Origin of the sequence: Variovorax sp. Varisp41, from assembly GCF_047325085.1 — a bacterium.
Taxonomy (GTDB): domain Bacteria; phylum Pseudomonadota; class Gammaproteobacteria; order Burkholderiales; family Burkholderiaceae_C; genus Variovorax.
This window is the reverse complement of the sequence record NZ_CP168540.1, coordinates 4,725,789-4,750,593: the sequence shown is the minus strand read 5'-3', so window position 1 is coordinate 4,750,593 and position 24,805 is coordinate 4,725,789. Positions and strand designations below refer to the sequence as shown.

The following is a 24,805-nucleotide window of genomic DNA, read 5'->3' as shown; positions in this document are numbered from 1 at the left end:
GTTGTTCCCGATGATCGACATCACTCTCGAAAATTTCCAGGACGAGCTGATCGAAGCCTCCCTCGCCCGGCCGGTGCTGCTGGACATCTGGGCCGAATGGTGCGGCCCCTGCAAGCAGCTCGGGCCGGTGCTCGAAAAGCTCGAGGTGGAGTACGCCGGACGCTTCACGCTGGCCAAGCTCGACGCCGACAAGGTGCCGCAGATCTCCTCCCAGCTCTCCGAGATGTTCGGCGTGCGCAGCATCCCGTTCTGCGTGATGTTCAAGGACGGCCAGCCGGTCGACGGCTTCGTCGGCGCCATTCCCGCCGAGAAGATCCGCGAATTCCTCGACAAGCACGTGCCCGGTGCCGACGAGGCCGAGGCCGCCGCCGAGGAAGAGGCGGCGCAGGAGGCGCTGGCCGAGGGCGACACCGAGGGCGCGCTCGAGAAGCTGCAGCACGCGGTGGCCACCGACCCGGCCAACGACGACGCGCGCTTCGACTACGTGAAGCTGCTGCTGCAGCTCGACCGCGCCGACGACGCCAAGGTGGCCTTCGCGCCCGTGATCGCCAAGGCCTCGGTGGTGCGCCGCTTCGATGCGCTGCAGCGCTGGATGGACGCGATCGATTTCGCGGCCCCGCCCACGGGCGCGGCACCCGCGGTGGCCGAGCTCGACGCGAAGATCGCGGCCAACAAGCGCGACTTCCAGGCCCGCTTCGACCGCGCCCGCCTGCTGGTCGCGCAGCAGCAATGGACTGCCGCGATGGACGAGCTGCTCGAGATCCTGATGCGCGACAAGAGCTGGAGCGAGGAGCTCGCGCGCAAGACCTACGTGGCGATCCTCGAGCTGATCGAGCCGCCGAAGGTGAAGGTGGCCGACGGCCAGATCCCGCCCGACGATCCGACCGTGGCGACCTACCGGCGCCGGCTCAGCAGCGTGGTGCTGAGCTGAGGCGATCGAGTCAAAAGCGCATTTGAGTGCGCAATTTCATTGAAAAGCGACTTTAGGGTCGCTTTTTTATTTGCTGATTTACTTCCATATAGCTACTATTAATACTCTTTTTTCCTGAAAAGATCACTCCAATGATCCATCTGATCCAGGAACTCGAGCAGGCCCGCAAGGCGGCCGGCCTGAGCCAGGAGGCGCTGGCCAAGGCCGCCGGGCTGTCGCGCATGACGGTGCAGCGCATCGAGAGCGGCCAGATCGACCCGCGGCTGTCGACCTTGCTCGAGATGGCGCGCGTGCTGGGGCTCGGGCTGATGCCCGTGCCCGCAGCGCTGCGCCCCACGCTCGAGGACTTCGTGCGCGCGGGCGGCCGGCTGCTCGGCCAGCCGGCCGGCATCGAGGCGCCGCCCTCCATCGCCCAGAGCCTCGGCCCTTGACCGCCGGCGCCGCCTTCGGCACCAGCATCCGCTACCTGCGGATGTACCTGCACGCCCCGGGGGGCGATGCCTCGCGCCGACGCTCCATCGGCTGGCTCTCGCAGTACGGCGACATCCTGCGCGTCTCGTTCGACCCCGGCTACGTCGACGACCCGGCGCGCCCCACGCTGTCGCTGGCCTACCGCGGCGCCGACGAGGCCGCCACGCGCGCCATCCTGGGCTCGGCGCGCGATGCGCGGGTGTCGCGCGGCGACGGCCACTGGCCCGCCTACTTCCAGAACCTGCTGCCCGAGGGCCACAACCGCGAGCGCCTCGCCCGGCAGCGCGGCTGCCGCGCCGACGACGAGTTCGAACTGCTGGCCGCCGCCGGGCACGACCTGATGGGCGCGATCGAGGTCGAGCCGGTGCCGCCGGCCGAGGGCATTCCCGACACGGTGCGGCACTGGCACACCGCGCTCGGGCTCGACGTGCTCGAGCCCGGCTTCGTCGAGCTGCCGGTGGAGGACGCGGCCGCCATCCCCGGCGTGGTGACCAAGTTCTCGGCCGTGCAGGATGGCCGGCGCTACGTGGTGCGGCGCCACGGCGCGGCCGGCTCCTTCATTCTCAAGCTGCCGACCGTGCGCCACCCCGACCTGGTCGCCAACGAGATCGCCGGCTACCGCCTGTGCGGCGCGCTCGGCCTGGACTGCGCCGAGGCCAGCGTGATCGGCCGCGCCGACGCCGACCTGCCCGAGCAGCTGCCGTTCGAGCAGATCCTCGCGGTGCGCCGCTTCGACCGCACGCCCGACGGCGGGCGCATCCACATGGAGGAGTTCGCGCAGGTGCTGCAGTACGAGCCGCGCCAGAAGTATGGCCGCGGCCTCGCGATCGACGGACCCGCGATGCTGCGCGTGCTCGACCGGCTGTCGCCGAACCCGGTGGCCGACGTGCGCGAGTTCGTGCGCCGCATCGTCGCCTTCATCCTGCTGGGCAACAGCGACGCCCACCTGAAGAACTGGGCGCTGCGCTATCCCGATGGCGTGGCGCCCGTGCTCGCGCCGCTCTACGACCCGGTCTGCGTGGCCGCCTTCTTCGAGCAGGTGCCCGGCGGCGACTACGCGGTCAACCGCGCCATCGACGCCAAGCTGCGCGGCTTCGGCTGGGCCGCGCTCGAGGCGCTGCTGCGCGACGCCGGGCTGCTGCGTCCCGCGCGGCTGCTCGCGATCGCACGCGACACGGTGCGCCAGGCGCGCGCCGAGTGGCCGGCGCTGCTGGCCGACGAGGCCATCCCGCCCGCGGTGCGGCGCTGCGTGCAGGCGCGGCTCGATGGCGGCGTGGCGCTCGCGGCCGACCTGCCGCGCTGAGCGCGCGGGCCTGCGAACACCCACTGGCCCCCGGCGTTGGCGAGCCACGCCGGCTCGCATACGATCACACCGATTTCACCTTGTTGCAGATTCGTCAAAAGGACCGACCGGCCATGCGCTTCTCCGCCCGCCCTGCCGCCCTGCGCGTGCTTCCCACCCTCGCCGCCACCGCGCTCGCGGCACTGCTGACCGCCTGCGGCAGCGGCATCAACCTCGACGAACCGATCGAAGGCCCGGTGTGGCGCCTGTCGCAACTGGGCGAGGAAGCGATCGCGCCGGGCAGCGACGCCCAGCTGCAGTTCGACCGCGCCAACGCGCGCGTCACCGGCTCGGGCGGCTGCAACCGGATTTCGGGCTCGTACACGCGCACCGGCAGCGCCTTGCGCATCGGCCAGATCGCCGCCACCCGCATGGCCTGCGCCGACCCGGTGCGCGGTGCGACCGAGGCGCAGTTCCTCGCGGTGCTGCAGGGCACGACCAGCTACCGGCTGGCGCCCGGACGGCTGACCTTGCTCGACGCGGGCGGACGCACGGTGGCAACCCTGAGTTCGGGACGCTGAAAAGGAAAAGGGCCGGAGAACCGGCCCTTTCTTTGAATACGAAACCCGGCCCGCTCAGGCCGTCAGCCGCTCCAGCGCCTCGCGGTACTTGGCGGCGGTCTTCTCGATCACCTCGGCCGGCAGGCGCGGCGCCGGCGGCGTCTTGTCCCAGGGCTTGCCGTTGATCTTCGTGGCCTCGAGCCAGTCGCGCACGAACTGCTTGTCGTAGCTCGGCGGGTTGGTGCCGGCGGCCAGCGCGGCCTCGTAGCCCTCGACCGGCCAGTAGCGCGAGCTGTCGGGCGTGAGCACCTCGTCCATCAGCACCAGCGTGCCGGCCTCGTCGAGGCCGAATTCGAACTTGGTGTCGGCAATGATCATGCCCTTGGCCAGCGCGATCTGGGCCGCGGTCTCGTAGATCGCGATGCTGGTCTCGCGGATCTGCTGCGCGAGCTTGGGGCCGACGATCTCGACCACGCGCTCGTAGCTGATGTTCTCGTCGTGCTCGCCGGCCGCGGCCTTGGCCGCGGGCGTGAAGATCGGGCGCGGCAGCTTGCTCGCGTTGGTCAGGCCCTCGGGCAGCGGCACGCCGCAGACCGCGCGCGATTCCTGGTATTCCTTCCAGCCGCTGCCGGCCAGGTAGCCGCGCACCACGGCCTCGACCGGGATCGGCTTCAGGCGCTTGACCAGCATCGAGCGGCCCGTGACCTGGGCGACTTCCTCGGGCTTGACCACGCTCTCGGGCGCGTCGCCGGTCAGGTGGTTGGGGCAGAGCTGGCCGAGCCGCTCGAACCACCACAGCGCCATCTGCGTGAGGATCTCGCCCTTGCCGGGGATCGGCTCGCCCATGATCACGTCGAAGGCGCTGAGCCGGTCGCTCGCGACCATCAGGATGCGGTCCTCGCCGACCGCGTAGTTGTCGCGCACCTTCCCGCGCGCAAGCAGGGGCAGGCTCTGGATGGAGGAGGTGTGGACGGTGGTCATGGGCAGGGACGGCGAACGGTGAAAAACGGGAGACGGTGAAGCGGATTGTGCGCGCAGAAAAAAGCCACCGCGAGCGGTGGCCGGCGATTCACGGCAAGCGGCTCAGACCACTTCTTGCGCGAGTTCGCCCTTGGCGTACTTGGCGGCGACGATCTGCAGCGATTCGCCCTTGATCTTGGGCGCCTGGCCTTCGCAGCCGAACTCGATGTAGCGCTGCTTGCAGATCTGCTTGGCGGCTTCGCGCGCGGGCTTGAGCCACTCGCGGGCATCGAACTTCTCGGGGTTCTCGGCCATGAACTTGCGCACCGCGCCGGTCATCGCGAGGCGGATGTCGGTGTCGATGTTGATCTTGCGCACGCCGTACTTGATGGCTTCCTGGATTTCCTCGACCGGCACGCCGTAGGTTTCCTTCATGTTGCCGCCGTACTGGCGAATGATCTCGAGCAGGTCCTGCGGCACCGACGACGAACCGTGCATCACCAGGTGGGTGTTGGGCAGGCGGGCGTGGATTTCCTTCACGCGCGAGATCGACAGGATGTCGCCGGTGGGCTTGCGGGTGAACTTGTAGGCGCCGTGGCTGGTGCCGATGGCGATGGCCAGCGCGTCGAGCTGCGTGGCCTTCACGAACTGGGCGGCTTCCTCGGGGTCGGTCAGCAGGGCCGAGTGGTCGAGCACGCCCTCGGCGCCGATGCCGTCTTCCTCGCCGGCCATGCCGGTCTCGAGCGAGCCCAGGCAGCCCAGTTCGCCCTCGACGGTGACGCCGACCTTGTGGGCCAGCTGCACCACCTTGCGGGTCACGTCGACGTTGTAGTCGAACGAAGCCGGCGTCTTGCCGTCTTCCTTGAGCGAGCCGTCCATCATCACGGACGAGAAGCCGAGGTCGATGGCGCCCTGGCAGATGGCCGGGCTCTGGCCGTGGTCCTGATGCATCACCAGCGGGATCTGCGGATAGGCCTCGATGGCGGCCTGGATCAGGTGCTTGATGAAGGCTTCGCCGGCGTACTTGCGGGCGCCCGCGCTGGCCTGGAGGATCACGGGCGCGCCGACTTCCTTGGCCGCTTCCATGACGGCCTGCACCTGTTCGAGGTTGTTGACGTTGAAGGCCGGAATGCCGTAGCCGTTGGCGGCTGCATGGTCCAGCAGTTCGCGCATCGAGACGAGTGCCATGGGGAAATACCTCGCGGGAAATAGGGTGAGAAGACGGGGAAAAGACGAGAGAAAACTGCCGCGATTCTACCGAGCGCCCTTGTGGGACGGGACTGACGGCAACCCGAGGAACTCGACGACCGGCGGCAGCACCGGCCCGCCGAGCCACTGGATGGGCTTGCCGAAGGCGCCCATCAGCGTGACGTGGCTCAGGTTGTCGAACACGCGGACCTCCACCGGCACGCCCGCGGCACGCAGCGCGGCGGCCAGCGGCAGGGTGTTGCGCTCGGGGTAGACCAGGTTGTCCTTGGCCGCGGCCATCAGCAGCGTGCGCGGCGCGCCCGGCGTGACGTGCGCGAGCGGCTGCGAGTCGGCCGGCGTGCGGGGCCAGTCGAAGGCGACGCGGGTCTGCGGATCACCGATGGGCAGGAAGTCGTAGGGCCCGGCCAGCCCGATCCAGCCCGCGAGCTGGCGCGGACTGGCGCCGAGCTCGCCGAGCCAGCGGCCGTCGAGCGCGACCATGGCCGCGTTGTAGCCGCCCGAGCTGTGGCCCATCACGTAGACCTGCTTCGGATCGGCGCCGAGCTGGGCCGCGTTGTCGAGCGCCCATTTCACCGCCAGCGCGCTGTCGCGCACGAACACCGGGTAGGTGTGGCGCGGCGACAGGCCGTAGTCGGGCACCACCACCACGGCGCCGCGCGCGGCCAGCGCCTCGCCGAGGAAGCGGTAGCTCTCGCGGTCGCCGGTGGTCCAGGTGCCGCCGAAGAAGAACACCACCAGCGGCCGCCGGCCGCGCGCGGGCACGGTGTCGGGCAATGGCTGGTAGACGTCGAGCTGCTGGCGCGGCGCGGGCCCGTAGGCGATGTCGCCCTGGAACTGGTAGGTGTCGGTGGGCACCAGGCCGTTGAGCAGCTTGATCGGCGAGCAGGCCGCCAGCGCGGTGGCCGCGGCGACGCCCAGGGCGGTGGTCAGGGCACGGCGGCGCCGGCGGATCGACGCAAGGACGGGAAAGGTCATCGAAGGGGTACGCGCGGGATGGGGCGCCGGTTTCGCGGCGCGGCGAAGCGCCGATTGCAGCGCATGGCGCGCGCGCCGCGTGTCAGAGAGGCAGCTGTGTGGTCGACAGCACCTGCTTGAGCACGACGAAGGTCCGGATCTGGCGCACGCCCGGCAGGTAGAGCAGTTGCTCGGCATGCAGCCGGTTGAAGCTGTCGTTGTCGCGCGTGCGCACCAGCATGAAGTAGTCGAACTCGCCCGTGACCACGTGGCACTCGAGGCAGCCCGAGACCTTCTGCGCGGCCTTCTCGAAGTCGGCGAAGGAGTCGGGCGTGGAGCGGTCGAGCACCACGCCGATCATCACCAGCATGCCCATGTCGAGCGCCTGCGCGTCGAGCAGCGCGACCACGCCCCTGATCAGGCCCGAGGCCTTGAGCCGCTCGACGCGGCGCAGGCAGGCCGGCGCGCTGAGGCTGACCTTGGCGGCCAGCGCGACGTTGGACATCGAGGCGTCGCGCTGCAGCGCGCGCAGGATCGCGCGGTCGGTGCGGTCGAGCGCGGCGGCGGCCGAAACGGCGGGCGTGGGGGCCTGTCGCGGCTTGGCGGAACGTGCAGGCGAGGAACGCAATTTCGTTGTGCTCATGGAGACTTTGGCGCATCAAATGGCTTCGATTCCCGCATCTTGATTTCTTTTGGTTCGCAAGACCATCGAATTTTGCAACCCTGTTGCTCCACCTTCTTCCTACCATCGGCTCCATCGCCCTTCCCCCTGTGCTTCACCCTGGAGTCTTGCCGATGAACCTGAAGAAATTCCCCCGCCACGTGCTGACCTTCGGCCCGACGCCGATCCATCCGCTCCGGCGCCTGAGCGCCCACCTCGGCGGCAAGGTCGAGCTCTATGCGAAGCGCGAGGACTGCAACAGCGGCCTCGCCTTCGGCGGCAACAAGACGCGCAAGCTCGAGTACCTGATCCCCGAGGCGCTCGAGGGCGGCTACGACACGCTGGTGTCGATCGGCGGCATCCAGTCGAACCAGACCCGGCAGGTGGCCGCGGTGGCCGCGCACCTGGGCCTGAAGTGCGTGCTGGTGCAGGAGAACTGGGTCAACTACTCCGACGCGGTGTACGACCGCGTGGGCAACATCGAGATGTCGCGCATCCTCGGCGCCGATGTGCGGCTCGACGCGGCCGGCTTCGACATCGGCATCCGCAAGAGCTGGGAGGACGCGATGGACAGCGTGCGCCAGGCCGGCGGCAAGCCGTTCCCGATTCCCGCGGGCTGCTCCGAGCATCCGCTGGGCGGGCTGGGCTTCGTGGGCTTCGCCGAGGAAGTGCGCCAGCAGGAGGCCGAGCTCGGCTTCAAGTTCGACTACATCGTGGTCTGCTCGGTCACGGGCAGCACGCAGGCCGGCATGGTGGCGGGCTTCGCGGCCGACGGCCGGGCCGACCGCGTGATCGGCATCGACGCCTCGGCCAAGCCGCAGCAGACCTTCGAGCAGATCCTGCGCATCGCGCGCAACACGGCCGAGCTGATCGAGCTGGGCCGCGAGATCACCGAGCGCGACGTGGTGCTCGACCGCCGCTTCGGCGGCCCCGAGTACGGCCTGCCGAACGAAGGCACGCTGGAGGCGATCCGCCTGAGCGCGCGCTTCGAGGGCATGCTGACCGACCCCGTGTACGAGGGCAAGTCGATGCACGGGATGATCGAGAAGGTGCGGCTCGGCGAATTCCCGGCCGGCTCACGCGTGCTCTATGCGCACCTGGGCGGCGTGCCCGCCCTCAATGCCTACAGCTTCCTGTTCCGCAACGGCTGATCAGCTCGCGCGGCAGATCTTCAGCATGTTGGTGCCGCCCGGCGCGCCCATCGGCTCGCCGCAGGTGATCGCGTAGACGTCGCCGCTCTGCACGATGCCGCGCTTCTTCAGATGCGCCTCGGCCTGCTCGAGCGCGGTATCGCGGTCGCTTTCCGAATCCATCAGCAGCGGGCGCACGTTGCGGTAGAGCGCCATCTTGCGCTGCGTGGCCAGGCGCGAGGTCAGCGCATACATCGGGATGTGGGCGCGGTGGCGGCTCATCCACAGCGGGGTCGAGCCCGACTCGGTCAGCGCGACGATGGCCTTGGCGCCCAGGTGATGGGCGGTGAACAGCGCGCCCATGGCGATCGACTGGTCGATGCGCGCATAGGACTGGCCGCTGAAGTCGGCGTCGAGCTGCTTGTCCTCGGCGGCCTCGGCGGCCTCGCAGATGCGGCTCATCTCCTGCACGGTCTCGAGCGGGTAGCGGCCCGAGGCGGTCTCGGCCGAGAGCATCACGGCGTCGGTGCCGTCGAGCACCGCGTTCGCCACGTCGCTGACCTCGGCGCGCGTGGGCACGGGGTTGGTGATCATCGACTCCATCATCTGGGTCGCGGTGATCGCCACCTTGTCCATGTCGCGCGCCATGCGGATCATCTTCTTCTGCAGCGCCGGCACCGCGGCATTGCCGACCTCGACCGCGAGGTCGCCGCGCGCGACCATGATGCCGTCGCTGGCGCGCAGGATCTCCTCGAGCCGCGGGATCGCCTCGGCGCGCTCGATCTTCGCGATCAGCCCGGGCTTGTGGCCGTACTCGGCCGCGGCCACGTTGCACAGCTGGCGCGCCATTTCCATGTCGGTCGCGTTCTTCGGGAAGCTCACGGCCACGTAGTCGGCCTGGAAGCTCATCGCGGTCTTGATGTCCTCCATGTCCTTGGCCGTGAGCGCCGGCGCCGTGAGGCCGCCGCCCTGCTTGTTGATGCCCTTGTTGTTCGAGAGCTCGCCGCCGAGCTTGACGGTGGTGTGCACCGCCTCGCCGCGCACCGCGTCGACCACCAGCACGATCAGGCCGTCGTTGAGCAGCAGCCGGTCGCCGGCGCGCACGTCGCGCGGCAGGTCCTTGTAGTCGAGGCCCACGGCATCGATGTCGCCGGGCTCGGTGCGCGAGGCGTCGAGCACGAACTTCGCGCCCGGCTCGAGCCAGATCTTGCCCTGCGCGAACTTGCCCACGCGGATCTTCGGGCCCTGCAGGTCGGCCATGATCGCGACCTCGCGGCCGGCCTTGCGCGCCGCCTCGCGGACCATGGTGGCGCGGTCGATGTGGTCCTGCGCCGTCCCGTGGCTGAAGTTGAGCCGGACCACGCTGACCTTGTGGATGATCATCTGCTCGAGCAGTTCGGGCGTGCTCGACGCGGGGCCGAGCGTGGCGACGATCTTGGTGGCGTGGCGGGGAAGGCGGTCGGTGCTCATGGATCTATCTCCGTTTTTGTATCCGCTACTGTATACACTTTATGTGTCGCGTGGAAGACACCGCGCGAATCGATGGCATCCGCGCGAGCCTTCCGCGCTCTCAGCCCGCGGCGCGCCTGGCCAGGATCTCGAAGGCCGGCAGGGTCTTGCCCTCCAGCACCTCGAGGAAGGCGCCGCCGCCGGTCGAGATGTAGCCCACGTCCTTCTCGATGCCGTACTTGGCGATCGCCGCGAGGGTGTCGCCGCCGCCGGCGATCGAGAACGCGCTGCTCTCGGCGATCGCCTGGGCGATGGCCTTGGTGCCGCCCGCGAAGGCGTCGAACTCGAACACGCCCACCGGGCCGTTCCAGACGATGGTGCCGGCCTCGCGCAGTTGCGCGGCCAGTTGCGCGGCCGTCTTCGGGCCGATGTCGAGGATCAGGTCGTCGTCGGCCACCTCGCCGGCCGCCTTGACGGTGGCGGGCGCGTCGGCCGCGAAGGTCTTGGCCGTGACCACGTCGACCGGGATCGGCACGTCGGCGCCGCGCGCGCGCATCGATTCGATCACCGACTTCGCCTGGTCGACCAGGTCGGGCTCGGCCAGCGACTTGCCGATCTTCAGGCCGGCCGCGAGCAGGAAGGTGTTGGCGATGCCGCCGCCGACGATCAGCTGGTCGACGTTGGCCGACAGGCTCTGCAGGATGGTGAGCTTGGTGCTGACCTTGGAGCCCGCGACGATCGCCACCAGCGGGCGCTTGGGCTGGGCCAGCGCCTTGGTGATGGCGTCGATCTCGGCCGCCAGCAGCGGGCCGGCGCTCGCCACCTTGGCGAACTGCGCGATGCCGTAGGTGGTGGCCTCGGCGCGGTGCGCGGTGCCGAAGGCGTCGTTGACGTAGATGTCGGTCAGCGCGGCGAGCTTGCGCGCGAGCGCCTCGTCGTTCTTCTTCTCGCCCTTGTTGAGGCGGCAGTTCTCGAGCAGCACGACCTGGCCCGGCTTCACGTCGACACCGTCGACCCAGTTCGCGACCAGCGGCACCTCGCGGCCCAGCAGCTCGCCCAGGCGCTTCGCGACCGGCGCCAGCGAATCCTCGGGCTTGAACTCGCCCTCGGTCGGGCGGCCCAGGTGCGAGGTGACCATCACCGCGGCGCCGACATCGAGCGCCAGCTGGATGCAGGGCACCGAGGCGCGGATGCGGGTGTCCTCGGTGATGTTGCCGGCATCGTCCTGCGGCACGTTGAGGTCGGCACGGATGAAGACGCGCTGGCCGGCGGCTTTGCCCTGGGCGCAGAGGTCGGTGAATCGAAGAACGTTCATGGTCTGGATGGGATGGATACGGGTCGCCCCGCATTGTAGGTAGGGCCTCACTGCGCGACTGCGCGTCTCGTGACGCCGGCCGATGCTTTTCAGCCCTCGCCCCGCTCGCTGGCGAAGCGCTCCAGAATCTGCACGAAGCTGGCCGCCGCGGGCGACAGCGAACGCCGCGCCGCGCCGTAGACGCAGACCTCGCGGTGGAAGTCGGGCGCCTCCAGCCGCACCATGCGCAGCCCGTGCGCCTGCACCAGCGGCGCCGAGTAGGTCGGGCACACGGTCAGCCCGAGCCCCGAGGCCACCATGCCGAGCGCGGTCGTCATGTACGACACCTCCTGGGTACCGGGGCGCTGCATCCAGGCGCGCTCGGCGCTCGCGAGCTCGGGCAGCACGCGCTGGCGGAAGTCGCGCGTGGGCGCGATGAAGGTGTAGGGCGCGAGCTCGGCCCAGCGCACCTTGCGCCGCCCCTCGAAGGCATGGCCGGGCGGACAGATCAGCCAGTGGCGGTCGCGCAGCAGCGTGCGGCGCTCGATCAGCGCCGGGTCGACCTCGAGGTCCTGCCCCACGGCCAGCTCGACCTCGCCCGCGAGGATGCCGTCGAGCAGGTGCTCGGGCAGGGTGTCGGCCAGCCGCACCTCCACGTCGGGGTATTGCGCGCGATACACGGCGATCACGCGCGGCATCAGCGTGCAGGCCATGAGCTGCGGCGCGGCCAGCCGCAACAGGCCCTTCTTCTTGTCGCGCAGCTCGGTCACGCCGGCCACCGCGCCCGCGAGGTCGCCGAGCAGCCGGTGCACCGAGGGCAGGAACTCGCGCCCGGCCTCGGACAGCAGCACGCGCCGCGTGTGGCGGTCGAGCAGCTGCACGCCCATCTCGCGCTCGAGCTCGCGCACCAGCACGCTGAGCGCCGACTGCGTCAGGTGCAGCTGCTGGGCCGCGGCGGTGAAGCTGCCGGTCTCGGCGACGGCGGCGAAGGCGCGCAACTGGCGCAAGGTCAGATTCATATGGCTATTTCATCAATCGATGAATTAATTTCGATTGCATCATAGGTCCGGCCATCGCCCAATACCGGCTCGGACGGCCCCGATGGCCGTCCCGGAGACAAGCCCGATGCCGACCCCATCCGCCGCGCCCCCGATCCGGGGCCTGCACCATTTCGCCTGGCGCTGCCGCGACAGCGAGGAAACCCGCCGCTTCTACGAGGACCTGCTCGGCCTGCCGCTGGTGCACGTGATCAAGAGCGACCACGTACCGAGCACCGGCGAGTACTGCCCCTACGTCCACATCTTCTTCCGGATGCGCGACGGCTCCTTCATCGCCTTCTTCGACCTCGGCGACGACATCGCCGCGCTGCCCTCGCCCAACACGCCCTCGTGGGTCAACCACATCGCGCTGCGCGTGGACGGCGTGCCCGACCTGCTGGCCGCCAAGGCCCGGCTCGAGGCCGCGGGCGTCGAGGTGCTGGGCATCACCGACCACCACATCATCGAGTCGATCTACTTCTTCGACCCCAACGGCATCCGCGTGGAACTGACCACGCCCACCGTGCCGCAGGCCGAGATGGACGCGCACGCGCTGCGCGCCCATGCCGACCTCGACGCCTGGACCGCGCGCAAGGCGCAGCTGCTGGCCGCGAAAGGCACGGCCGATGCCTGAGCTGCAACTCGCCGTCATCGACGTCAAACCGGGCGCGGCGCTCGAGAGCCAGTCGGGCCTGCAGATGCTGCGCCCGCGCATCTACGGCGCGTACCGCGCGCCGGCGGGGCCGAAGCGCATCGCGGCGATCGTGATGCATCCCACCAGCAACTTCATGGGCCACTACCTGATCGCGCCGCTGGCCGAGCGCGGCATCTGCTGCATGGGGCTCAACTCGCGCTACGTCGGCAACGACACCGTGCTGCTGATGGAGCGCGCGATCCAGGACCTGGGCGCCGGTGTGCAGTACCTGCGCGCGGCCGGCTACGAGAAGGTGTTCCTGGTCGGCAACTCGGGCGGCGCCGCGCTCGCGGCCTTCTACCAGGCGCAGGCCGAGCTGCTCACGGCCACGCACTTCCCCGACGGCGACCCCACCCACCTGCACCCCGGCGACCTGCCGCCGGTCGACGGCATCGCGCTGTGCGCCGCGCACCTGGGCCGCACGCGGCTGATGCGCGACTGGATCGATCCCTCGGTCACCGACGAGCACGACCCGCTGTCGGTGGACCCCGAACTCGACATGTACGACGCGCGCCACCGCGTGCCCTACGACGCCGACTTCCTCGCGCGCTTCTCCGCCGCGCAGCAGGCGCGGCTCGCGCGCATCGAGCAGTGGTGCCTCGACCGGCTCGCGCTGCTGCGCGGCACCGTGGGCGCGCCGCGCGACCAGACCTTCATCGTCTACCGAACCCATGCCGATCCGCGCTGCGTCGACCTCTCGCTCGATCCCAACGACCGCCTGCCCGGCAGCGTCTGGGGCGATGCGCGCCAGGTCAACTACTCGGCCAACGCGATGGGCCGCACCACCTCGCTCACGGCCTTCCTGTCGCAGTGGTCCTCGCGCTCGCAGGCCGACGGGCCCACCAACCTCGCGCGCACCACGGTGCCCAAGCTGCTGCTGACCTACACCGGCGACCAGTCGACCTTCCCGAGCACGCGCGATGCCTGGCTGGCCGCGGGCGGCGCGCGCATCCGCAACGTCGACATCGTCGGCGGCAACCACTACCTCGCGGGCCAGCCGGAACTGGTGCCGAAGGCCGCCGACGCGATCGCCGAGTTCGCGCATTCGCTCTAGTCACGCAGGCAAGCCATGGAAGAAAACTTCGCTTTCGCGCCAGCCTACGAACTGCCGAGCTGGCCCTTCGTGCCGCCGCCCGAGCTGGCCAGCGGCCAGGTGGTGCGCCACCCGCTCGTGATCGTCGGCGCCGGCCCCTCGGGCCTCACGCTGGCCTGCGACCTCGCCCAGCGCGGCGTGCGCGCCGTGCTGCTCGACGAGGACGACACCGTCGGCGTGCGCGGCGCCTCCTCGCGCGGCATCTGCTATGCGCAGAAGAGCCTGGAGATCTTCGAGCGCCTGGGCATCTTCGAGCGCATCGCGGCCAAGGGCATCACCTGGTCCTTCGGGCGCACCTTCTCGGGCGAGCAGGAGGTCTACAACTTCAACCTGCAGACGGCCAGCGTCTCGCGGCAGCCGCCCTTCATCAACCTGCAGCAGTTCTACATCGAGTGGTTCCTGGTCGAGCGCATCCTCGAGCTCGGCCTCACCGACCTGCGCTGGAAGAGCCGCGTCACACGCGTCGAACCGATCGCCGACGGCGTGCGCCTCGAGGTCGAAACGCCCGCGGGCCGCTACACGATCGAGGCCGACCGGCTGATCGACGCCACCGGCGCCAACAGCGCGATCCGCACCGGGCTCGGCATCGAGGCCCATGCCTCGCGCAGCACCGACCGCTGGTGCATCAGCGACGTGCGTTTTCGCAAGCCGCTGCCGACCGAGCGCTGGACCTGGGTCGACGCACCCTTCAACGAGGGGCGCGGCGTCTGGCAGCACCTGATGGCCGACGGCGTCTGGCGCATCGACTACCAGATGCCCGAGGACTGCGACACCGCCTACATCAGCCGGCCCGAGGTGGCCGGCGCGCGGCTGCGCGAGCAGTTGGGGCCGGGCGTGGAGTTCGAATTCGTCTGGATCGGCCCCTACGGCTACCGCGACCACCTGCTCGAGCACTTCCGCCATGGCCGCGTGTTCTTCATCGGCGATGCCGCGCACGTGGTGAGCCCCTTCGGCGCGCGCGGCGGCAACAGCGGCATCCAGGACGCGGCCAACCTCGGCTGGAAGCTCGCGCTGGTGGCGCAGGGCCAGGCCGGCGACGCGCTGCTCGACAGCTACGACGCCGAGCGCCAGCCGGCCGCGCGCGAGAACCTGCAGGTCACGAGCCGCTCGGCGCGCTTCCTCGCGCCGCGCTCGCCGGCCGAGCACACGCTGCGCCGCGCGGTCGTCGCGCTGGCCGCGCGCTTTCCGTTCGCGCGCGCCCTGGTGAACACCGGGCGCATGTCGGTCGCCAACGACTACCCGGCCGCGCCGCAGCTGCCCGCGGGCGGCCGCACGGTGCAGAACCTGCCGCTGCGCCGGGCCGATGGCCGCGACATCACGCTGATGCAGCTGCTGGCCGAGGACACGCGCTGCATCGGCCTGTGGTTCGCGCCCACGGCGGATGCGGCACGGGCCGCGCTCGATGCGACGGCGACGCTGCCGCTGCGCCTGCTCGCGGTCGGCGGCACCGGCCACGGCCTGCCCGCGCTGCAGCCCGACGAGCGGCTCGCGGCCCACGTCGGCGCGGGCGAGCCCGGCAGCTTCGTGCTGGTGCGCCCCGATGCCTACCGCGCCCGCGTGCTCGCGCAGGCCACGCCGGAGGCCATCGCCGACGCCGTCCGCACCGCCCTGGCCCTCCCCCTCGATCCCGCGCCATGAACACCGAACTCCGCATCCCCGATCCCGACGGCTTCTATGCCGCGCTGCTGGCCGCGCACGAAGGACGCAGCGAGGCGCAGAGCGCCGACCTCAACGCCCGCCTCGTGCTGCTGCTGGCCAACCAGTGCGCCGACCAGGCGGTGCTGCTGGCCTGCATCCGCGCGGCCGCCGAAGAAGAACATTCCACGAGCCCCCACCCCGCATGACCGCCACCGTTTCCTTCGCCTCCGCCTCCGACACCCGCGAGCAGAAGCCGCAGCTGCGCGAGCTCGCGCCCGGCGCTTTCGGCTACATCAGCGACTTCGATCCCAACTGCGGCTTCGTGGTCGGCGACGAGCAGGTGGTGCTGATCGACACCCGCCCTACGCCGCGCATGGCGCGCGACTTCCTCGCGGCCATCCGCACGGTGACCGACAAGCCGATCCGGACCATCGTGCTGACCCACTACCACGCGGTGCGCGTGATGGGCGCGAGCGCCTTCGACGAGGTCGAGCAGATCGTCGCGAGCGCGGGCACGCTCGACTGGATCCGCACGCGCGGCCAGGCCGACTTCGATTCGGAAGTGGGCCGCTTCCCGCGCCTGTTCGCGGGCCTCGAGGAGATCCCGGGCCTGACCTGGCCGACGCTGAGCTTCCAGAACGAGATGAGCCTGTGGCTCGGCCCGCGCCCGGGCACCGGCCGCGAGCTGCGGCTGATGGCGCTGGGCCGCGGCCATTCGAGCGGCGACACCGTCGCCTGGCTGCCCGATTGCGGCCTGCTGTTCTCGGGCGACGTGGTCGAGAACCACTGCGGCGTGTACGCGGGCGATGCCTACATCGGCGACTGGGCCGGCACGCTCGACGCGGTGCGCGCGCTGCGCCCGCGCGTGCTGGTGCCGGGCCGCGGCGCGGTGCTGCAGGACGAGGCCGCCTGCGCCGAGGCGATCGACCTGACCCAGGCCTTCCTCTCGACCCTGCTCGACAGCGTGCGCGCCGGCATCGCCGCGGGCGAGGCGCTCAAGGGCTGCTTCGCGCGCGCCGAGGCCGCGATGAAGCCGCGCTTCGGCCAGTGGCCGGTGTTCCAGCACGTGCTGCCCTTCGACGTCTCGCGCGCCTACGACGAGTTGCGCGGCATCGAGCACCCGGTGGTGTGGACCGCCGAGCGCGACCGCGAACTCTGGCAGACGCTGCACGCGTAGGCCGCCACGATTTCCCCTGAAGAAAAAACCACCCCGGAGACAAACCGATGAAGCGCTTCCTGCCCCTGATCGCCCCCGTGCTCGCCGCCTTCGCGCTGGCCGGCGCCAGCCTCGCGTCGGCCCAGAGCGGCCCCTATCCGAACCAGCCGATCAAGTGGCTGGTGCCCTATGCCGCGGGCGGCGGCACCGACAACATCGCGCGCCAGCTCGCCGACGCGATGCAGCCCTCGCTGGGCCAGCCGGTGGTGATCGACAACCGCCCCGGCGCCTCGACCAACATCGCGGTCGGCCTGCTGATGCAGTCGAAGCCCGACGGCTACACGATCATGCAGGCCGAGAACGCGGCGCTGCTGTTCAACGAGCACATGTTCGCCAAGCTGCCCTACAAGCCCGCGAGCGACTTCACCTACATCGGCGCCATCGGCCGCATTCCGCTGGCGCTGGTGGTACGGCCCGACTTCCAGGCCAGGACCCTCAAGGACTTCGTCGCCTACGTGAAGGCCAACGGCGACAAGACCAACTACGCCTCGCCGGGCATCGGCACGCCGCACCACATGGCGATGGAGCTGTTCAAGCAGAAGGCCGGCCTGTCGATCACGCACGTGGCCTACAAGGGCGGCGCGCCGGCGCTGCAGGACATCATGGGCGGCCAGGTGCCGATGATGATGCTCGACCTCACGGCCGCGCTGCCCTATCTCAAGACCGGCAAGCTGCGCGCGCTGGCGATCGCGCTGCCGCAGCGCGCCAAGGGCCTGCCCGAGGTGCCGACCTTCGCCGAGCTCGGCTATCCGGAAGTCAACGCCTTCGCCTTCCACGGCCTGATCGGCCCGGCCGGCATGCCGCCCGAGGTGGTGAACCGGCTCAACGCCGAGCTGCACAAGGCACTGCAGACGCCGCGCATCCAGCAGGTGTTCAGCGAGTTCGGCTTCGAGGCGCTGCCGGGCACGCCGAAGGAGTTCCAGGAGATGGCGCGTTCGCAGAGCGCGTACTGGGGCCAGGTCATCAAGACTTCGGGCGTGCAGCTCGACTGAACACGCTCTTCATCCGACTGTTTTTCTCTCTCATTCATGTCCAACGAACCATCCCCAGCTTCGACCGCGCGCGAGCGCGTCGGCTTCATCGGCCTCGGCGTCATGGGCGCGCCCATGGCCGGCCACCTGGCGCGCGCCGGCCACGCGGTCTCGGTCTACGACCTCGCGCCCGGCGCGGCGCAGCGGCTCGCCGAGTCGCAGCCCGGCATCACGGCACGCGCCAGCCTGCGCGAGGTGGCGGCGCACAGCGACGTCATCGTGACCATGCTGCCCAACGGCCGCGTGGTGCGCGAGGTGGTGTTCGCCGACGACGGTCTGCTCGCGGGCTGGGCGCGCGGCGGCCTGCTGCTCGACACCTCCTCGGCCGAACCGTGGATCACGCGCGAGACCGCCGCGCGGCTGGCCGAACACGGCATCGCGATGGTCGACGCACCGGTCTCGGGCGCGGCCTGGGGCGCGCAGGCGGCCGAGCTGGTGTTCATGGTCGGCGGCGCACAAGCCGACGTGGCGCGCGCGCGCCCGCTGCTCGACGCGATGGGCCGCGCGGTGTTCCACCTGGGCGCGCTCGGCGCCGGCCACACCATGAAGTGCCTCAACAACCTGATCACCGCCGTCACGCTCACGGCCACGGCCGAAGGGCTGGCGATCGGCACCCGCGCCGGGCTCGACCCGGCCGTGATGACCGACGTGCTCAACGAGGCCACCGGCGGCTCGTGGATCACGCGCACGCACATCCACCAGCGCGTGATCAGCCGCAGCTTCGACGATCCGTTCAAGCTCGAGCTGATGCTCAAGGACATGGGCATCGCGGTCGACCTGGCGCGCGAACTCGGCATGCCGGCGCCGATCAGCGAGGAGGGCCGCCGGCTATGGCAGCAGGCCGATACCGCGCGCGGACCCGGCGTGAGCGTGAGCGAGCTGGTGCGTTGGGTCGAGACCGAGGCCGGCACCGAGATCCGCTCGGCTACCAGCCCCAGATGAGGTGCAGCGGCAGGTACACCGCCATGCCGGCCAGCATGGTGCCGAGCACGCCGCGGCGCCAGTAGTAGTAGGCCGCGCCGACCACGGTGGCGTAGATGCGCGCGTCGTGCAGCGAGGTGATCAGGTGGCCCTGCGTCATCACGATCTCGGGCGCGATCACGCCGGCCAGCGCGGCGGCCGGCGCGTAGTGCAGCGCGCGGTGCGCCCACTCGGGCAGGCCCCAGGGCCGGTCGAGGATGAAGAAGAAGCAGCGCGTGAGCACGGTGACGCCGGCCAGGCCGACGATCACGGCGAGCGTCCAGAGGTCGGTCTCGCCCTTCACTTGTCGTCCTCCGCGGCGGGGTCGAGGCCGAACTGCTTCTCGAGCCAGAAGCACAGCAGCACCGCCACGCCGATGGCGGCCACGATGTTGAGCTTGAGCGGCAGCGCATAGGCCGCCACCGCCGTGGCGCCCGCGATCAGCGCCGCGAGGATGCGCAGCCGCGTCGTGGCCATCGAGCAGACGATCGCCACCAGGCTCAGCACGCCCGCGAAGCCCAGGCCCCAGCTCTGCGGGATCAGGTTGGCCAGCGCGATGCCCAGCAGGCTCATGCCCATCCAGGCGCACCAGGTCACGGCGTAGTTGCCCGTGAGGTAAGCCTCCTGCGCGAGCCGTTCCTCGTCGGTGACCGGTGGCGCCGGGTACTGCTTCGTGAACAGCGCATAGCTCATGTCGGCCGTGAGGTAGCCGTGCAGCATGCGGCGCCAGCGCGGCATGTGCATCAGGTAGGGCCGCAGGTGCAGGCTGAAGACCACGAAGCGCAGGTTGACGCAGAAGCCGGTCGCCAGGATCACCCAGGCCGGCGCGCCCGCGAACAGCAGCGGAATGGCCGCGAGCTGCGAGCTGCCCGCGTAGACCAGCAGGGTCATCGCCACGGCCTCGAGCACGCTCATGTTCGACTTGACCATGGCCACGCCGGTCATCAGGCCCCAGGCGCCGATGCCCAGCGCCACGGGTGTCATGTCGCGCACGCCCACGCGGAACTGCGGGCGGCGCCGGATGGCGGCCGACAGGAACATCAGGCGCTCACCCGAACACCTGGCCGGTCTTCAGGTCGAAGCCACGCAGGAAGTCGGCGACGCCCAGGCGCTTGCCGCCCGGACGCTGGAGCTCGGTGACGGTCACGACCGCATCGGCGGCCGCCACCGCGATGCCGTCGCCGGTCACCGCGAGGATGGTGCCGGGCGCGTCCGAGACCGTGCCGGCCACGGCATGCGCGGCCCAGAGCTTGATGGTCTCGTTCTCGAGCGGGCTGTTGGCGCCCGGGAAGGGATCGAAGGCGCGGATGCGGCGCACGATCTCGGCGGCGGGCCGCCGCCAGTCGATCAGCGCTTCCTGCTTCTCGACCTTGTTGGCGTAGGTCACGCCCTCGGCCGGCTGCGGCGTGCGCACCAGCCGGCCTTCGGCGGCGCCGGCCAGCGCCTCGACGATCATGCGGCCGCCGAGCGCGGCCAGCCGGTCGTGCAGGCGGGCGGTGTTGTCCTCGCCGATCTCGAGCGCCTCGACCGACAGCATGTCGCCGGTGTCGAGGCCGGCATCCATCTGCATGATCGTGATGCCGGTGCGCGCGTCGCCGGCCTCGATGGCGCGGTGGATCGGCGCGGCGCCGCGCCAGCGCGGCAGCAGGCTGGCGTGGATGTTGAGGCAGCCCAGGCGCGGCAGGTCGAGCACCCACTGCGGCAGGATCAGGCCGTAGGCCGCGACCACCATCACGTCGGCGCGCGCCGCCAGCAGGGCCTCGCGCGCGGCGGCGGCCTCGTCGGGGTACTTGCCGTCCAGCCGCAGGCTGCGCGGCTGCGCCACGGACCAGCCCCTGGCCAGCGCGCATTGCTTGACCGGCGAGGCCTGCAGCTTCATGCCGCGGCCGGCCGGGCGGTCGGGCTGGGTCAGCACCAGCGCCACGTCATGGCCGGCGGCCGCGATGGCCTCCAGCGCGACGCGCGCGAACTCGGGCGTGCCCGCGAAAACGACGCGCAGCGGGCTCACCAGCGCAGCCGATCGAAGTCGAGGTCGTCGCCCGTGTGATAGCGCCGCACCACGCCGGCGGGGTCGATGTAGATATGGAGCAGGCGGCGCTCGTTCACCGCCTTGTAGCGCCAGGTCCAGACATTGCCGTCGAAGGAGGTCACGCGGCGGATCTCGTAGGGGCGGCCGTAGAAGGCCATGACGTCGTTCTGGCGCCACTTGTCGACCTGGATGTCATGGTCGAAGCGGCGCTCGTCGAGCACCTGGGTCACCGAGACCACCTTGCCGCTGGCGTCGACGTCGATGTCGGTGACCTCGAAGCCGGCCGGCGTGCGCGAGTATTGCAGCCGCTCGCCGCCGCCGTTCAGCGGATAGCGGCCCGTGGGCTCGCCCAGGCGCTGCAGGGTTTCGGCGGCCGAGGTGCCGGGGACGATGCGGGTGGGTTCGCTGGCGCAGCCGGCGAGCGCCAGCAGGACGGCGGCGCAGAGGAGGGGCAGGCGGCTCGAGGCACCGAAGCGCATCGCTCAGGCCCTGCCTTCGCGCAGGTCCTCGCGCTGTTGCTTGAGCAGCTTGCTCTTGATGCGGTTGCGCTTGAGCGGCGACAGGTATTCGACGAAGACCTTGCCCAGCAGGTGGTCGAGCTCGTGCTGGATGCACACGGCCAGCAGGCCCTCGGCCTCGAGGCTGCGCAGCTCGCCGTCGAGGTCGAGCGCCTGCACCTTGACCGAGGTCGAGCGCTCGACGCCGTCGTAGATGCCGGGCACCGAGAGGCAGCCTTCCTCGTTGACGACCTTCTCGTCGCTGGCCCAGGTGATCTCGGGATTGATCAGCACCAGCGGCTGGTCGCGCTCTTCCGACACGTCGATGACCACGACCCGCTCATGCACGTTGACCTGGGTCGCGGCCAGTCCGATGCCGTTGGCGTCGTACATGGTCTCGAGCATGTCGGCCACCAGGGCCTTGATGCGCGCGTCCACGCCCTGCACGGGCTTGGCGACCGTGTGCAGGCGCTTGTCCGGGTAACTCAGAATGATTCGTTTGGCCATGAAATCGGGGGGAAGTTGTGGCTATTTTCGCCAATTCGGCGGCCCCAGGCCGCGCGTTTGCCGGATAAACGTTGCCCTTCCGGGGGCTTGGCGCCAGAATTCGTAGCAAATTGTGAGATTCGTATGCGCCGCGATACGTCGCGCGCTCACCCATCCAGACATGAAAAAGCTCCCAATCCCGGCTCGCCGCCCGAACCTCTCCGCCTCCCTGGCAGCCCTCGCGGTCGTTGCGGCGGGTGGCGTCGGCACCACGGCCTGGGCGCAGAATTATCCGATCACCGCGCAGCAGCGCGCCACGGCCCAGCAGACCGCGCAGGCCGGCGTGCCGCTCAGCGAGCTGGCGCCCAACGCGCCCGACGAATACACGGTCAAGCCTGGCGACACGCTCTGGGCCATCTCGCGCCTGTACCTGCTGCGCCCCTGGCGCTGGCCCGAGCTCTGGGGCATGAATCTCAACGAGATCGCGAACCCGCACCGCATCTACCCGGGCCAGGTGCTCTACCTCGACAAGAGCGGCGGCCGCGCCCGCCTCACCACCCGCCGCGGCGTCGGCGGCGAGGGCGGCACCATCAAGCTCACGCCGCGCACGCGCTTCGACTCGCTGGCCGGCATGGCGCTGCCCACGCTCAACCCGAGCCTGATCGAGCCCTTCCTCAGCGAGCCGATCGTGGTCGACGAGAACACGCTGCAGGCCGCGCCGCGCATCGTGGCCGGCAACGACAGCCGCGTGCTGCTGTCGCGCGGCGACCGCGCCTACGCGCGCGGCGAGAAGGATTCGCCGCTGCTCGAGGTGCCGGGCCCGATCCAGCATTTCCGCGTGTTCCGCAGCGCCACGCCGCTCAAGGACCCCGGCACCGGCGAGATCCTCGGCTACGAGGCCCAGTACCTGGGCAAGGTCCAGCTGCAGCGCGGCGAGTCGACCACGGTCGAGACCAAGGACGAGAAGGACTACATCACGGTCGTGCCCGCCACCGTCGACGTGATCGCGGCGCGCGAGGAAATCCGCGCCGGCGACCGCCTGCTGCCCGAGCCGCCGCGCCAGCTGCTGAGCTACGCGCCGCGCGCGCCGTCCACGCAGGTCGAGGGCCGCATCGTCTCGGTCTACGGCAACGCGGTGCAGTTCGCGGCGCAGAACCAGGTGGTGGCCATCAACAAGGGCACGCGCGACGGCATCGACAGCGGCCATGTGCTGGCGATCCTCAAGAACGGCGAGACCATCCTCGACCGCACGGGCGACAGGAAGGAAACCATCAAGCTGCCGAACGAACGCATCGGCCTGCTGATGGTGTTCCGTCCCTTCGAGAAGGTCTCGTACGCGCTGGTGCTCGAAATCAACGACACCCCGCGCGCCGGCGACTTCATCGTCAACCCCTGACCCACCCGGTTCTCGCGTGGACCGCGCAGAACTCGCGGGCTGGCTGCGGCTGTCGCTGACGCCGGGCATCGGCGACGGCGCCGCGCGCCGCCTGCTGGCCGCCTTCGGCCTGCCGGCCGATGTCTTCGCCCAGAGCGAGACCGCGCTGCGGCAGGTCGTGAGCGAGGCCCAGGCCGCGGCGCTGCGACAGATGCCGCCCAACCTGCAGGCGCTGATCGACCAGACCCAGCTATGGCTGCGCCAGCGAGAGGACGGCGAGGACGCGGTGGTGCGCCGCATCGTCACGCTCGGCGATGCCGGCTATCCGCGCTCGCTGCTCGAGACCGCCGACCCGCCGCTGATGCTGCACGTTCTGGGCGCCGAAGCCTTCGACCTGACCCAGCTCGGCCACAGCCTCGCCGTGGTCGGCAGCCGCAACCCGACGCCGCAGGGCGCCTCGAACGCGCGCGCCTTCGGCCGCGCGCTCGGCGAAGCCGGCCTGCCCGTGATCTCGGGCCTGGCGCTCGGCGTGGACGGCGCCGCGCACCAGGGCGCGCTCGACGCGGCCGATGCCGCGGGCACCGGGCCGCGGCTCGCCACGGTGGCGGTGGTCGGCACCGGGCTCGACCGCGTCTATCCGGCACGGCACCGCGAGCTCGCGCAGCGCATCACGCAGCAGGGCCTGATCGTGAGCGAGTTCCTGCTCGGCACGCCGCCGCTCACGCAGAACTTTCCGAAGCGCAACCGGCTGATCGCGGGACTCGCGCGCGGCACGCTGGTGGTCGAGGCGGCACTGGCCTCGGGCTCGCTGATCACGGCGCGGCTCACCTCCGAGCAGGGCAAGGAGGTGTTCGCGATCCCCGGCTCGATCCACTCGCCGCAGTCGCGCGGCTGCCACGCGCTGATCCGCCAGGGCGCGAAGCTGGTCGAGTCGGTGGCCGACATCCTCGAGGAATTGCAGCCGCTCGCGCAGCAGCCATCGCCGGACGCCTTCAGGCCGTGGAGCGGCGGCACGGACCACGGGGATCCGTTGCTCGAGGCCCTGGGCTTCGATCCGGTGAGCCTCGATGCACTGGGCGCGCGCACCGGCTGGAGTGCCGCGGCGCTGCAGGCCCGCATGCTCGAGCTCGAACTCGAGGGCCAGGTCGCGCGCCTGCCGGGCGGATTGTTCCAGCGCATGGGCGCGGCCTGAGCGCACGAACGCGCACCACCCGCCACCGTCGCGCACGGCCTCGCGGGCGGCCATCGGTATTTACGCCGATCCTTGCATTTGCACCACGCGTCGCGTCGTGTCCATGATCGTGGGCTATATTGGGCCCATGTTCGAAGTGCTCGTGTTCGTCTACGAAAACTACTGGCGCAGCGATGCCTGCCCTGAACCCGAACAATTGAGCCGCAAGCTCAGCGCCCACGGCTTCGAGGCCGAGGAGATACGCGATGCCTTGCAATGGCTCGATGGCCTGAGCCTCGCCACGCAAGGCGTGCAGCTCAAGCGCAACGACGAGGAGGGCCGCAGCGTCACGGTCGCGTTGCGCAGCAGCGCCGAGGCCACGCGGCCGCAGTCGCCCGATTCGATGCGCGTGTATTCGCAGGCCGAGCAGGACCACCTGGGCGCCGAGTGCCTGGGCTTCATCCAGTTCCTCGAAGGCTCGAACGTGCTGCCCTGCGACATGCGCGAGATCGTGGTCGAGCGCGCGATGGCCGCGCCGGGCGCGCCGGTGGCGCTCGACGAGCTCAAGATCATCGTGCTGATGGTGCACTGGAGCACCGGCATCGAGCCCGATGCGCTGGTGCTCGACGAGCTCTGCGAGAGCCACGAAGGCCGGCTCGCGCACTGAGCCCTGCGGC

General features: G+C 70.4%; 27 protein-coding genes. 15 read left to right on the top strand and 12 right to left on the bottom strand.

Translation table 11 applies throughout. The annotated features are described in order from the left end of the window. Positions 1-10 precede the first annotated feature (10 nt). From ACEN9J_RS21920 to ACEN9J_RS21905, 4 genes are all read left to right on the top strand, one after another. Complete coding sequence (locus ACEN9J_RS21920) at positions 11-931, top strand: tetratricopeptide repeat protein (RefSeq protein ID WP_413762045.1); 921 nt, start codon at positions 11-13, stop codon at positions 929-931. 131 nt (positions 932-1,062) lie between these two features. Then, positions 1,063-1,362 (top strand): helix-turn-helix transcriptional regulator, encoded by a 300-nt coding sequence (locus ACEN9J_RS21915; protein ID WP_413762044.1) that lies wholly within the window; start codon positions 1,063-1,065, stop codon positions 1,360-1,362. A 41-nt stretch (positions 1,363-1,403) separates the two neighbouring features. Next, positions 1,404-2,705 carry a type II toxin-antitoxin system HipA family toxin gene (locus ACEN9J_RS21910; protein WP_413764590.1) on the top strand — a complete coding sequence of 434 codons (1,302 nt, stop codon included), beginning with the start codon at positions 1,404-1,406 and terminating at the stop codon, positions 2,703-2,705. Positions 2,706-2,818: 113 nt separating this feature from the next. Continuing rightward, positions 2,819-3,265, top strand: coding sequence for an META domain-containing protein (locus ACEN9J_RS21905; protein ID WP_057594385.1), 447 nt, complete (start codon positions 2,819-2,821; stop codon positions 3,263-3,265). A gap of 54 nt (positions 3,266-3,319) precedes the next feature. On the opposite strand, the gene ACEN9J_RS21900 is transcribed toward ACEN9J_RS21905, so the two are convergent. The 4 genes from ACEN9J_RS21900 to ACEN9J_RS21885 all read right to left on the bottom strand — a co-directional run bounded on the left by ACEN9J_RS21900 (position 3,320) and on the right by ACEN9J_RS21885 (position 7,010). Beyond that, a complete protein-coding gene (locus ACEN9J_RS21900) occupies positions 3,320-4,225 on the bottom strand; it encodes a phosphoribosylaminoimidazolesuccinocarboxamide synthase (RefSeq protein ID WP_057594384.1) in 906 nt (301 codons plus the stop codon). A 102-nt stretch (positions 4,226-4,327) separates the two neighbouring features. Further along, a complete protein-coding gene (gene fba / locus ACEN9J_RS21895; RefSeq protein ID WP_057594383.1) occupies positions 4,328-5,392 on the bottom strand; it encodes a class II fructose-bisphosphate aldolase in 1,065 nt (354 codons plus the stop codon). 66 nt (positions 5,393-5,458) lie between these two features. Continuing rightward, positions 5,459-6,388, bottom strand: a complete 930-nt coding sequence (locus tag ACEN9J_RS21890; protein WP_082322028.1) for an alpha/beta hydrolase — start codon at positions 6,386-6,388, stop codon at positions 5,459-5,461. Positions 6,389-6,470: 82 nt separating this feature from the next. Next, complete coding sequence (locus ACEN9J_RS21885) at positions 6,471-7,010, bottom strand: Lrp/AsnC family transcriptional regulator (protein WP_296723905.1); 540 nt, start codon at positions 7,008-7,010, stop codon at positions 6,471-6,473. Between the two features lie 152 nt (positions 7,011-7,162). On the opposite strand from ACEN9J_RS21885, the gene ACEN9J_RS21880 reads away from it, so the two are divergent. Next, on the top strand, positions 7,163-8,179 hold the full coding sequence (locus tag ACEN9J_RS21880) for a 1-aminocyclopropane-1-carboxylate deaminase (protein ID WP_057594381.1): 1,017 nt from the start codon (positions 7,163-7,165) through the stop codon (positions 8,177-8,179). Here ACEN9J_RS21880 and pyk read toward each other — a convergent pair whose 3' ends face one another. The 3 genes from pyk to ACEN9J_RS21865 form a co-directional block, all read right to left on the bottom strand. Further along, positions 8,180-9,628 carry a pyruvate kinase gene (pyk, locus tag ACEN9J_RS21875; protein WP_057594380.1) on the bottom strand — a complete coding sequence of 483 codons (1,449 nt, stop codon included), beginning with the start codon at positions 9,626-9,628 and terminating at the stop codon, positions 8,180-8,182. Positions 9,629-9,728: 100 nt separating this feature from the next. Next, a complete protein-coding gene (locus ACEN9J_RS21870) occupies positions 9,729-10,922 on the bottom strand; it encodes a phosphoglycerate kinase (protein ID WP_413762043.1) in 1,194 nt (397 codons plus the stop codon). 89 nt (positions 10,923-11,011) lie between these two features. Next, positions 11,012-11,920 carry a LysR family transcriptional regulator gene (locus ACEN9J_RS21865; RefSeq protein WP_057594378.1) on the bottom strand — a complete coding sequence of 303 codons (909 nt, stop codon included), beginning with the start codon at positions 11,918-11,920 and terminating at the stop codon, positions 11,012-11,014. A 106-nt stretch (positions 11,921-12,026) separates the two neighbouring features. Here ACEN9J_RS21865 and ACEN9J_RS21860 point away from each other — a divergent pair, with 106 nt between their 5' ends. From ACEN9J_RS21860 to ACEN9J_RS21830, 7 genes are read left to right on the top strand one after another with little or no spacing between them, the layout of a single operon-like run. Then, a complete protein-coding gene (locus tag ACEN9J_RS21860; RefSeq protein WP_057594377.1) occupies positions 12,027-12,572 on the top strand; it encodes a VOC family protein in 546 nt (181 codons plus the stop codon). Further along, entirely contained in the window at positions 12,565-13,686 is a 1,122-nt protein-coding gene (locus ACEN9J_RS21855; RefSeq protein WP_413762042.1) for an alpha/beta hydrolase family protein, read from the top strand. Before ACEN9J_RS21860 ends, ACEN9J_RS21855 begins: the two co-directional genes overlap by 8 nt. Before the next feature lie 15 nt (positions 13,687-13,701). Continuing rightward, a complete protein-coding gene (locus ACEN9J_RS21850; protein WP_413762041.1) occupies positions 13,702-15,363 on the top strand; it encodes an FAD-dependent monooxygenase in 1,662 nt (553 codons plus the stop codon). After that, complete coding sequence (locus tag ACEN9J_RS21845) at positions 15,360-15,569, top strand: DUF2783 domain-containing protein (protein ID WP_093351286.1); 210 nt, start codon at positions 15,360-15,362, stop codon at positions 15,567-15,569. The genes ACEN9J_RS21850 and ACEN9J_RS21845 overlap by 4 nt, the downstream gene beginning before the upstream one ends. Beyond that, a complete protein-coding gene (locus ACEN9J_RS21840) occupies positions 15,566-16,540 on the top strand; it encodes an MBL fold metallo-hydrolase (protein WP_413762040.1) in 975 nt (324 codons plus the stop codon). The genes ACEN9J_RS21845 and ACEN9J_RS21840 overlap by 4 nt, the downstream gene beginning before the upstream one ends. 47 nt (positions 16,541-16,587) lie before the next feature. Next, positions 16,588-17,571, top strand: a complete 984-nt coding sequence (locus tag ACEN9J_RS21835) for a Bug family tripartite tricarboxylate transporter substrate binding protein (RefSeq protein WP_057594372.1) — start codon at positions 16,588-16,590, stop codon at positions 17,569-17,571. 36 nt (positions 17,572-17,607) lie between these two features. Then, complete coding sequence (locus ACEN9J_RS21830; protein ID WP_413762039.1) at positions 17,608-18,552, top strand: NAD(P)-dependent oxidoreductase; 945 nt, start codon at positions 17,608-17,610, stop codon at positions 18,550-18,552. Here ACEN9J_RS21830 and ACEN9J_RS21825 read toward each other — a convergent pair. From ACEN9J_RS21825 to def, 5 genes are read right to left on the bottom strand one after another with little or no spacing between them, the layout of a single operon-like run. Next, positions 18,536-18,874, bottom strand: a complete 339-nt coding sequence (locus ACEN9J_RS21825; RefSeq protein WP_057594370.1) for an AzlD domain-containing protein — start codon at positions 18,872-18,874, stop codon at positions 18,536-18,538. The two genes, ACEN9J_RS21830 and ACEN9J_RS21825, sit on opposite strands and share 17 nt — an antisense overlap. After that, on the bottom strand, positions 18,871-19,611 hold the full coding sequence (locus ACEN9J_RS21820) for an AzlC family ABC transporter permease (protein ID WP_057594369.1): 741 nt from the start codon (positions 19,609-19,611) through the stop codon (positions 18,871-18,873). Before ACEN9J_RS21820 ends, ACEN9J_RS21825 begins: the two co-directional genes overlap by 4 nt. A gap of 7 nt (positions 19,612-19,618) precedes the next feature. Continuing rightward, complete coding sequence (gene fmt, locus ACEN9J_RS21815; RefSeq protein ID WP_413762038.1) at positions 19,619-20,578, bottom strand: methionyl-tRNA formyltransferase; 960 nt, start codon at positions 20,576-20,578, stop codon at positions 19,619-19,621. After that, positions 20,575-21,078: a hypothetical protein gene (locus tag ACEN9J_RS21810; RefSeq protein WP_057594368.1), complete on the bottom strand. Its 504-nt coding sequence runs from the start codon at positions 21,076-21,078 to the stop codon at positions 20,575-20,577. Before ACEN9J_RS21810 ends, fmt begins: the two co-directional genes overlap by 4 nt. Positions 21,079-21,081: 3 nt before the next feature. Continuing rightward, complete coding sequence (gene def, locus ACEN9J_RS21805) at positions 21,082-21,603, bottom strand: peptide deformylase (RefSeq protein WP_057594367.1); 522 nt, start codon at positions 21,601-21,603, stop codon at positions 21,082-21,084. Between the two features lie 160 nt (positions 21,604-21,763). Between def and ACEN9J_RS21800 the strand changes: the two genes are divergently transcribed. From ACEN9J_RS21800 to ACEN9J_RS21790, 3 genes are all read left to right on the top strand, one after another. Next, positions 21,764-22,978, top strand: a complete 1,215-nt coding sequence (locus tag ACEN9J_RS21800; protein WP_261212847.1) for a LysM peptidoglycan-binding domain-containing protein — start codon at positions 21,764-21,766, stop codon at positions 22,976-22,978. Between the two features lie 16 nt (positions 22,979-22,994). Next, positions 22,995-24,149 (top strand): DNA-processing protein DprA, encoded by a 1,155-nt coding sequence (gene dprA, locus ACEN9J_RS21795; RefSeq protein ID WP_413762037.1) that lies wholly within the window; start codon positions 22,995-22,997, stop codon positions 24,147-24,149. Between the two features lie 127 nt (positions 24,150-24,276). Further along, positions 24,277-24,795, top strand: a complete 519-nt coding sequence (locus ACEN9J_RS21790) for a DUF494 family protein (protein WP_057594364.1) — start codon at positions 24,277-24,279, stop codon at positions 24,793-24,795. Positions 24,796-24,805: the final 10 nt, after the last annotated feature.

Coding starts and splice junctions, on each gene's coding strand:
- ACEN9J_RS21910 (WP_413764590.1), top strand. CDS start 1,404: ATGTACCTGCACGCCCCGGGGGGCGATGCCTCGCGCCGACGCTCCATC.
- fba (WP_057594383.1), bottom strand. CDS start 5,392: ATGGCACTCGTCTCGATGCGCGAACTGCTGGACCATGCAGCCGCCAAC.
- ACEN9J_RS21840 (WP_413762040.1), top strand. CDS start 15,566: ATGACCGCCACCGTTTCCTTCGCCTCCGCCTCCGACACCCGCGAGCAG.
- ACEN9J_RS21905 (WP_057594385.1), top strand. CDS start 2,819: ATGCGCTTCTCCGCCCGCCCTGCCGCCCTGCGCGTGCTTCCCACCCTC.
- ACEN9J_RS21820 (WP_057594369.1), bottom strand. CDS start 19,611: ATGTTCCTGTCGGCCGCCATCCGGCGCCGCCCGCAGTTCCGCGTGGGC.
- ACEN9J_RS21845 (WP_093351286.1), top strand. CDS start 15,360: ATGAACACCGAACTCCGCATCCCCGATCCCGACGGCTTCTATGCCGCG.
- ACEN9J_RS21885 (WP_296723905.1), bottom strand. CDS start 7,010: ATGAGCACAACGAAATTGCGTTCCTCGCCTGCACGTTCCGCCAAGCCG.
- ACEN9J_RS21835 (WP_057594372.1), top strand. CDS start 16,588: ATGAAGCGCTTCCTGCCCCTGATCGCCCCCGTGCTCGCCGCCTTCGCG.
- ACEN9J_RS21870 (WP_413762043.1), bottom strand. CDS start 10,922: ATGAACGTTCTTCGATTCACCGACCTCTGCGCCCAGGGCAAAGCCGCC.
- ACEN9J_RS21850 (WP_413762041.1), top strand. CDS start 13,702: ATGGAAGAAAACTTCGCTTTCGCGCCAGCCTACGAACTGCCGAGCTGG.
- ACEN9J_RS21830 (WP_413762039.1), top strand. CDS start 17,608: ATGTCCAACGAACCATCCCCAGCTTCGACCGCGCGCGAGCGCGTCGGC.
- ACEN9J_RS21915 (WP_413762044.1), top strand. CDS start 1,063: ATGATCCATCTGATCCAGGAACTCGAGCAGGCCCGCAAGGCGGCCGGC.
- pyk (WP_057594380.1), bottom strand. CDS start 9,628: ATGAGCACCGACCGCCTTCCCCGCCACGCCACCAAGATCGTCGCCACG.
- ACEN9J_RS21855 (WP_413762042.1), top strand. CDS start 12,565: ATGCCTGAGCTGCAACTCGCCGTCATCGACGTCAAACCGGGCGCGGCG.
- ACEN9J_RS21880 (WP_057594381.1), top strand. CDS start 7,163: ATGAACCTGAAGAAATTCCCCCGCCACGTGCTGACCTTCGGCCCGACG.
- ACEN9J_RS21890 (WP_082322028.1), bottom strand. CDS start 6,388: ATGACCTTTCCCGTCCTTGCGTCGATCCGCCGGCGCCGCCGTGCCCTG.
- ACEN9J_RS21865 (WP_057594378.1), bottom strand. CDS start 11,920: ATGAATCTGACCTTGCGCCAGTTGCGCGCCTTCGCCGCCGTCGCCGAG.
- ACEN9J_RS21790 (WP_057594364.1), top strand. CDS start 24,277: ATGTTCGAAGTGCTCGTGTTCGTCTACGAAAACTACTGGCGCAGCGAT.
- ACEN9J_RS21800 (WP_261212847.1), top strand. CDS start 21,764: ATGAAAAAGCTCCCAATCCCGGCTCGCCGCCCGAACCTCTCCGCCTCC.
- def (WP_057594367.1), bottom strand. CDS start 21,603: ATGGCCAAACGAATCATTCTGAGTTACCCGGACAAGCGCCTGCACACG.
- ACEN9J_RS21900 (WP_057594384.1), bottom strand. CDS start 4,225: ATGACCACCGTCCACACCTCCTCCATCCAGAGCCTGCCCCTGCTTGCG.
- ACEN9J_RS21810 (WP_057594368.1), bottom strand. CDS start 21,078: ATGCGCTTCGGTGCCTCGAGCCGCCTGCCCCTCCTCTGCGCCGCCGTC.
- ACEN9J_RS21920 (WP_413762045.1), top strand. CDS start 11: ATGATCGACATCACTCTCGAAAATTTCCAGGACGAGCTGATCGAAGCC.
- ACEN9J_RS21860 (WP_057594377.1), top strand. CDS start 12,027: ATGCCGACCCCATCCGCCGCGCCCCCGATCCGGGGCCTGCACCATTTC.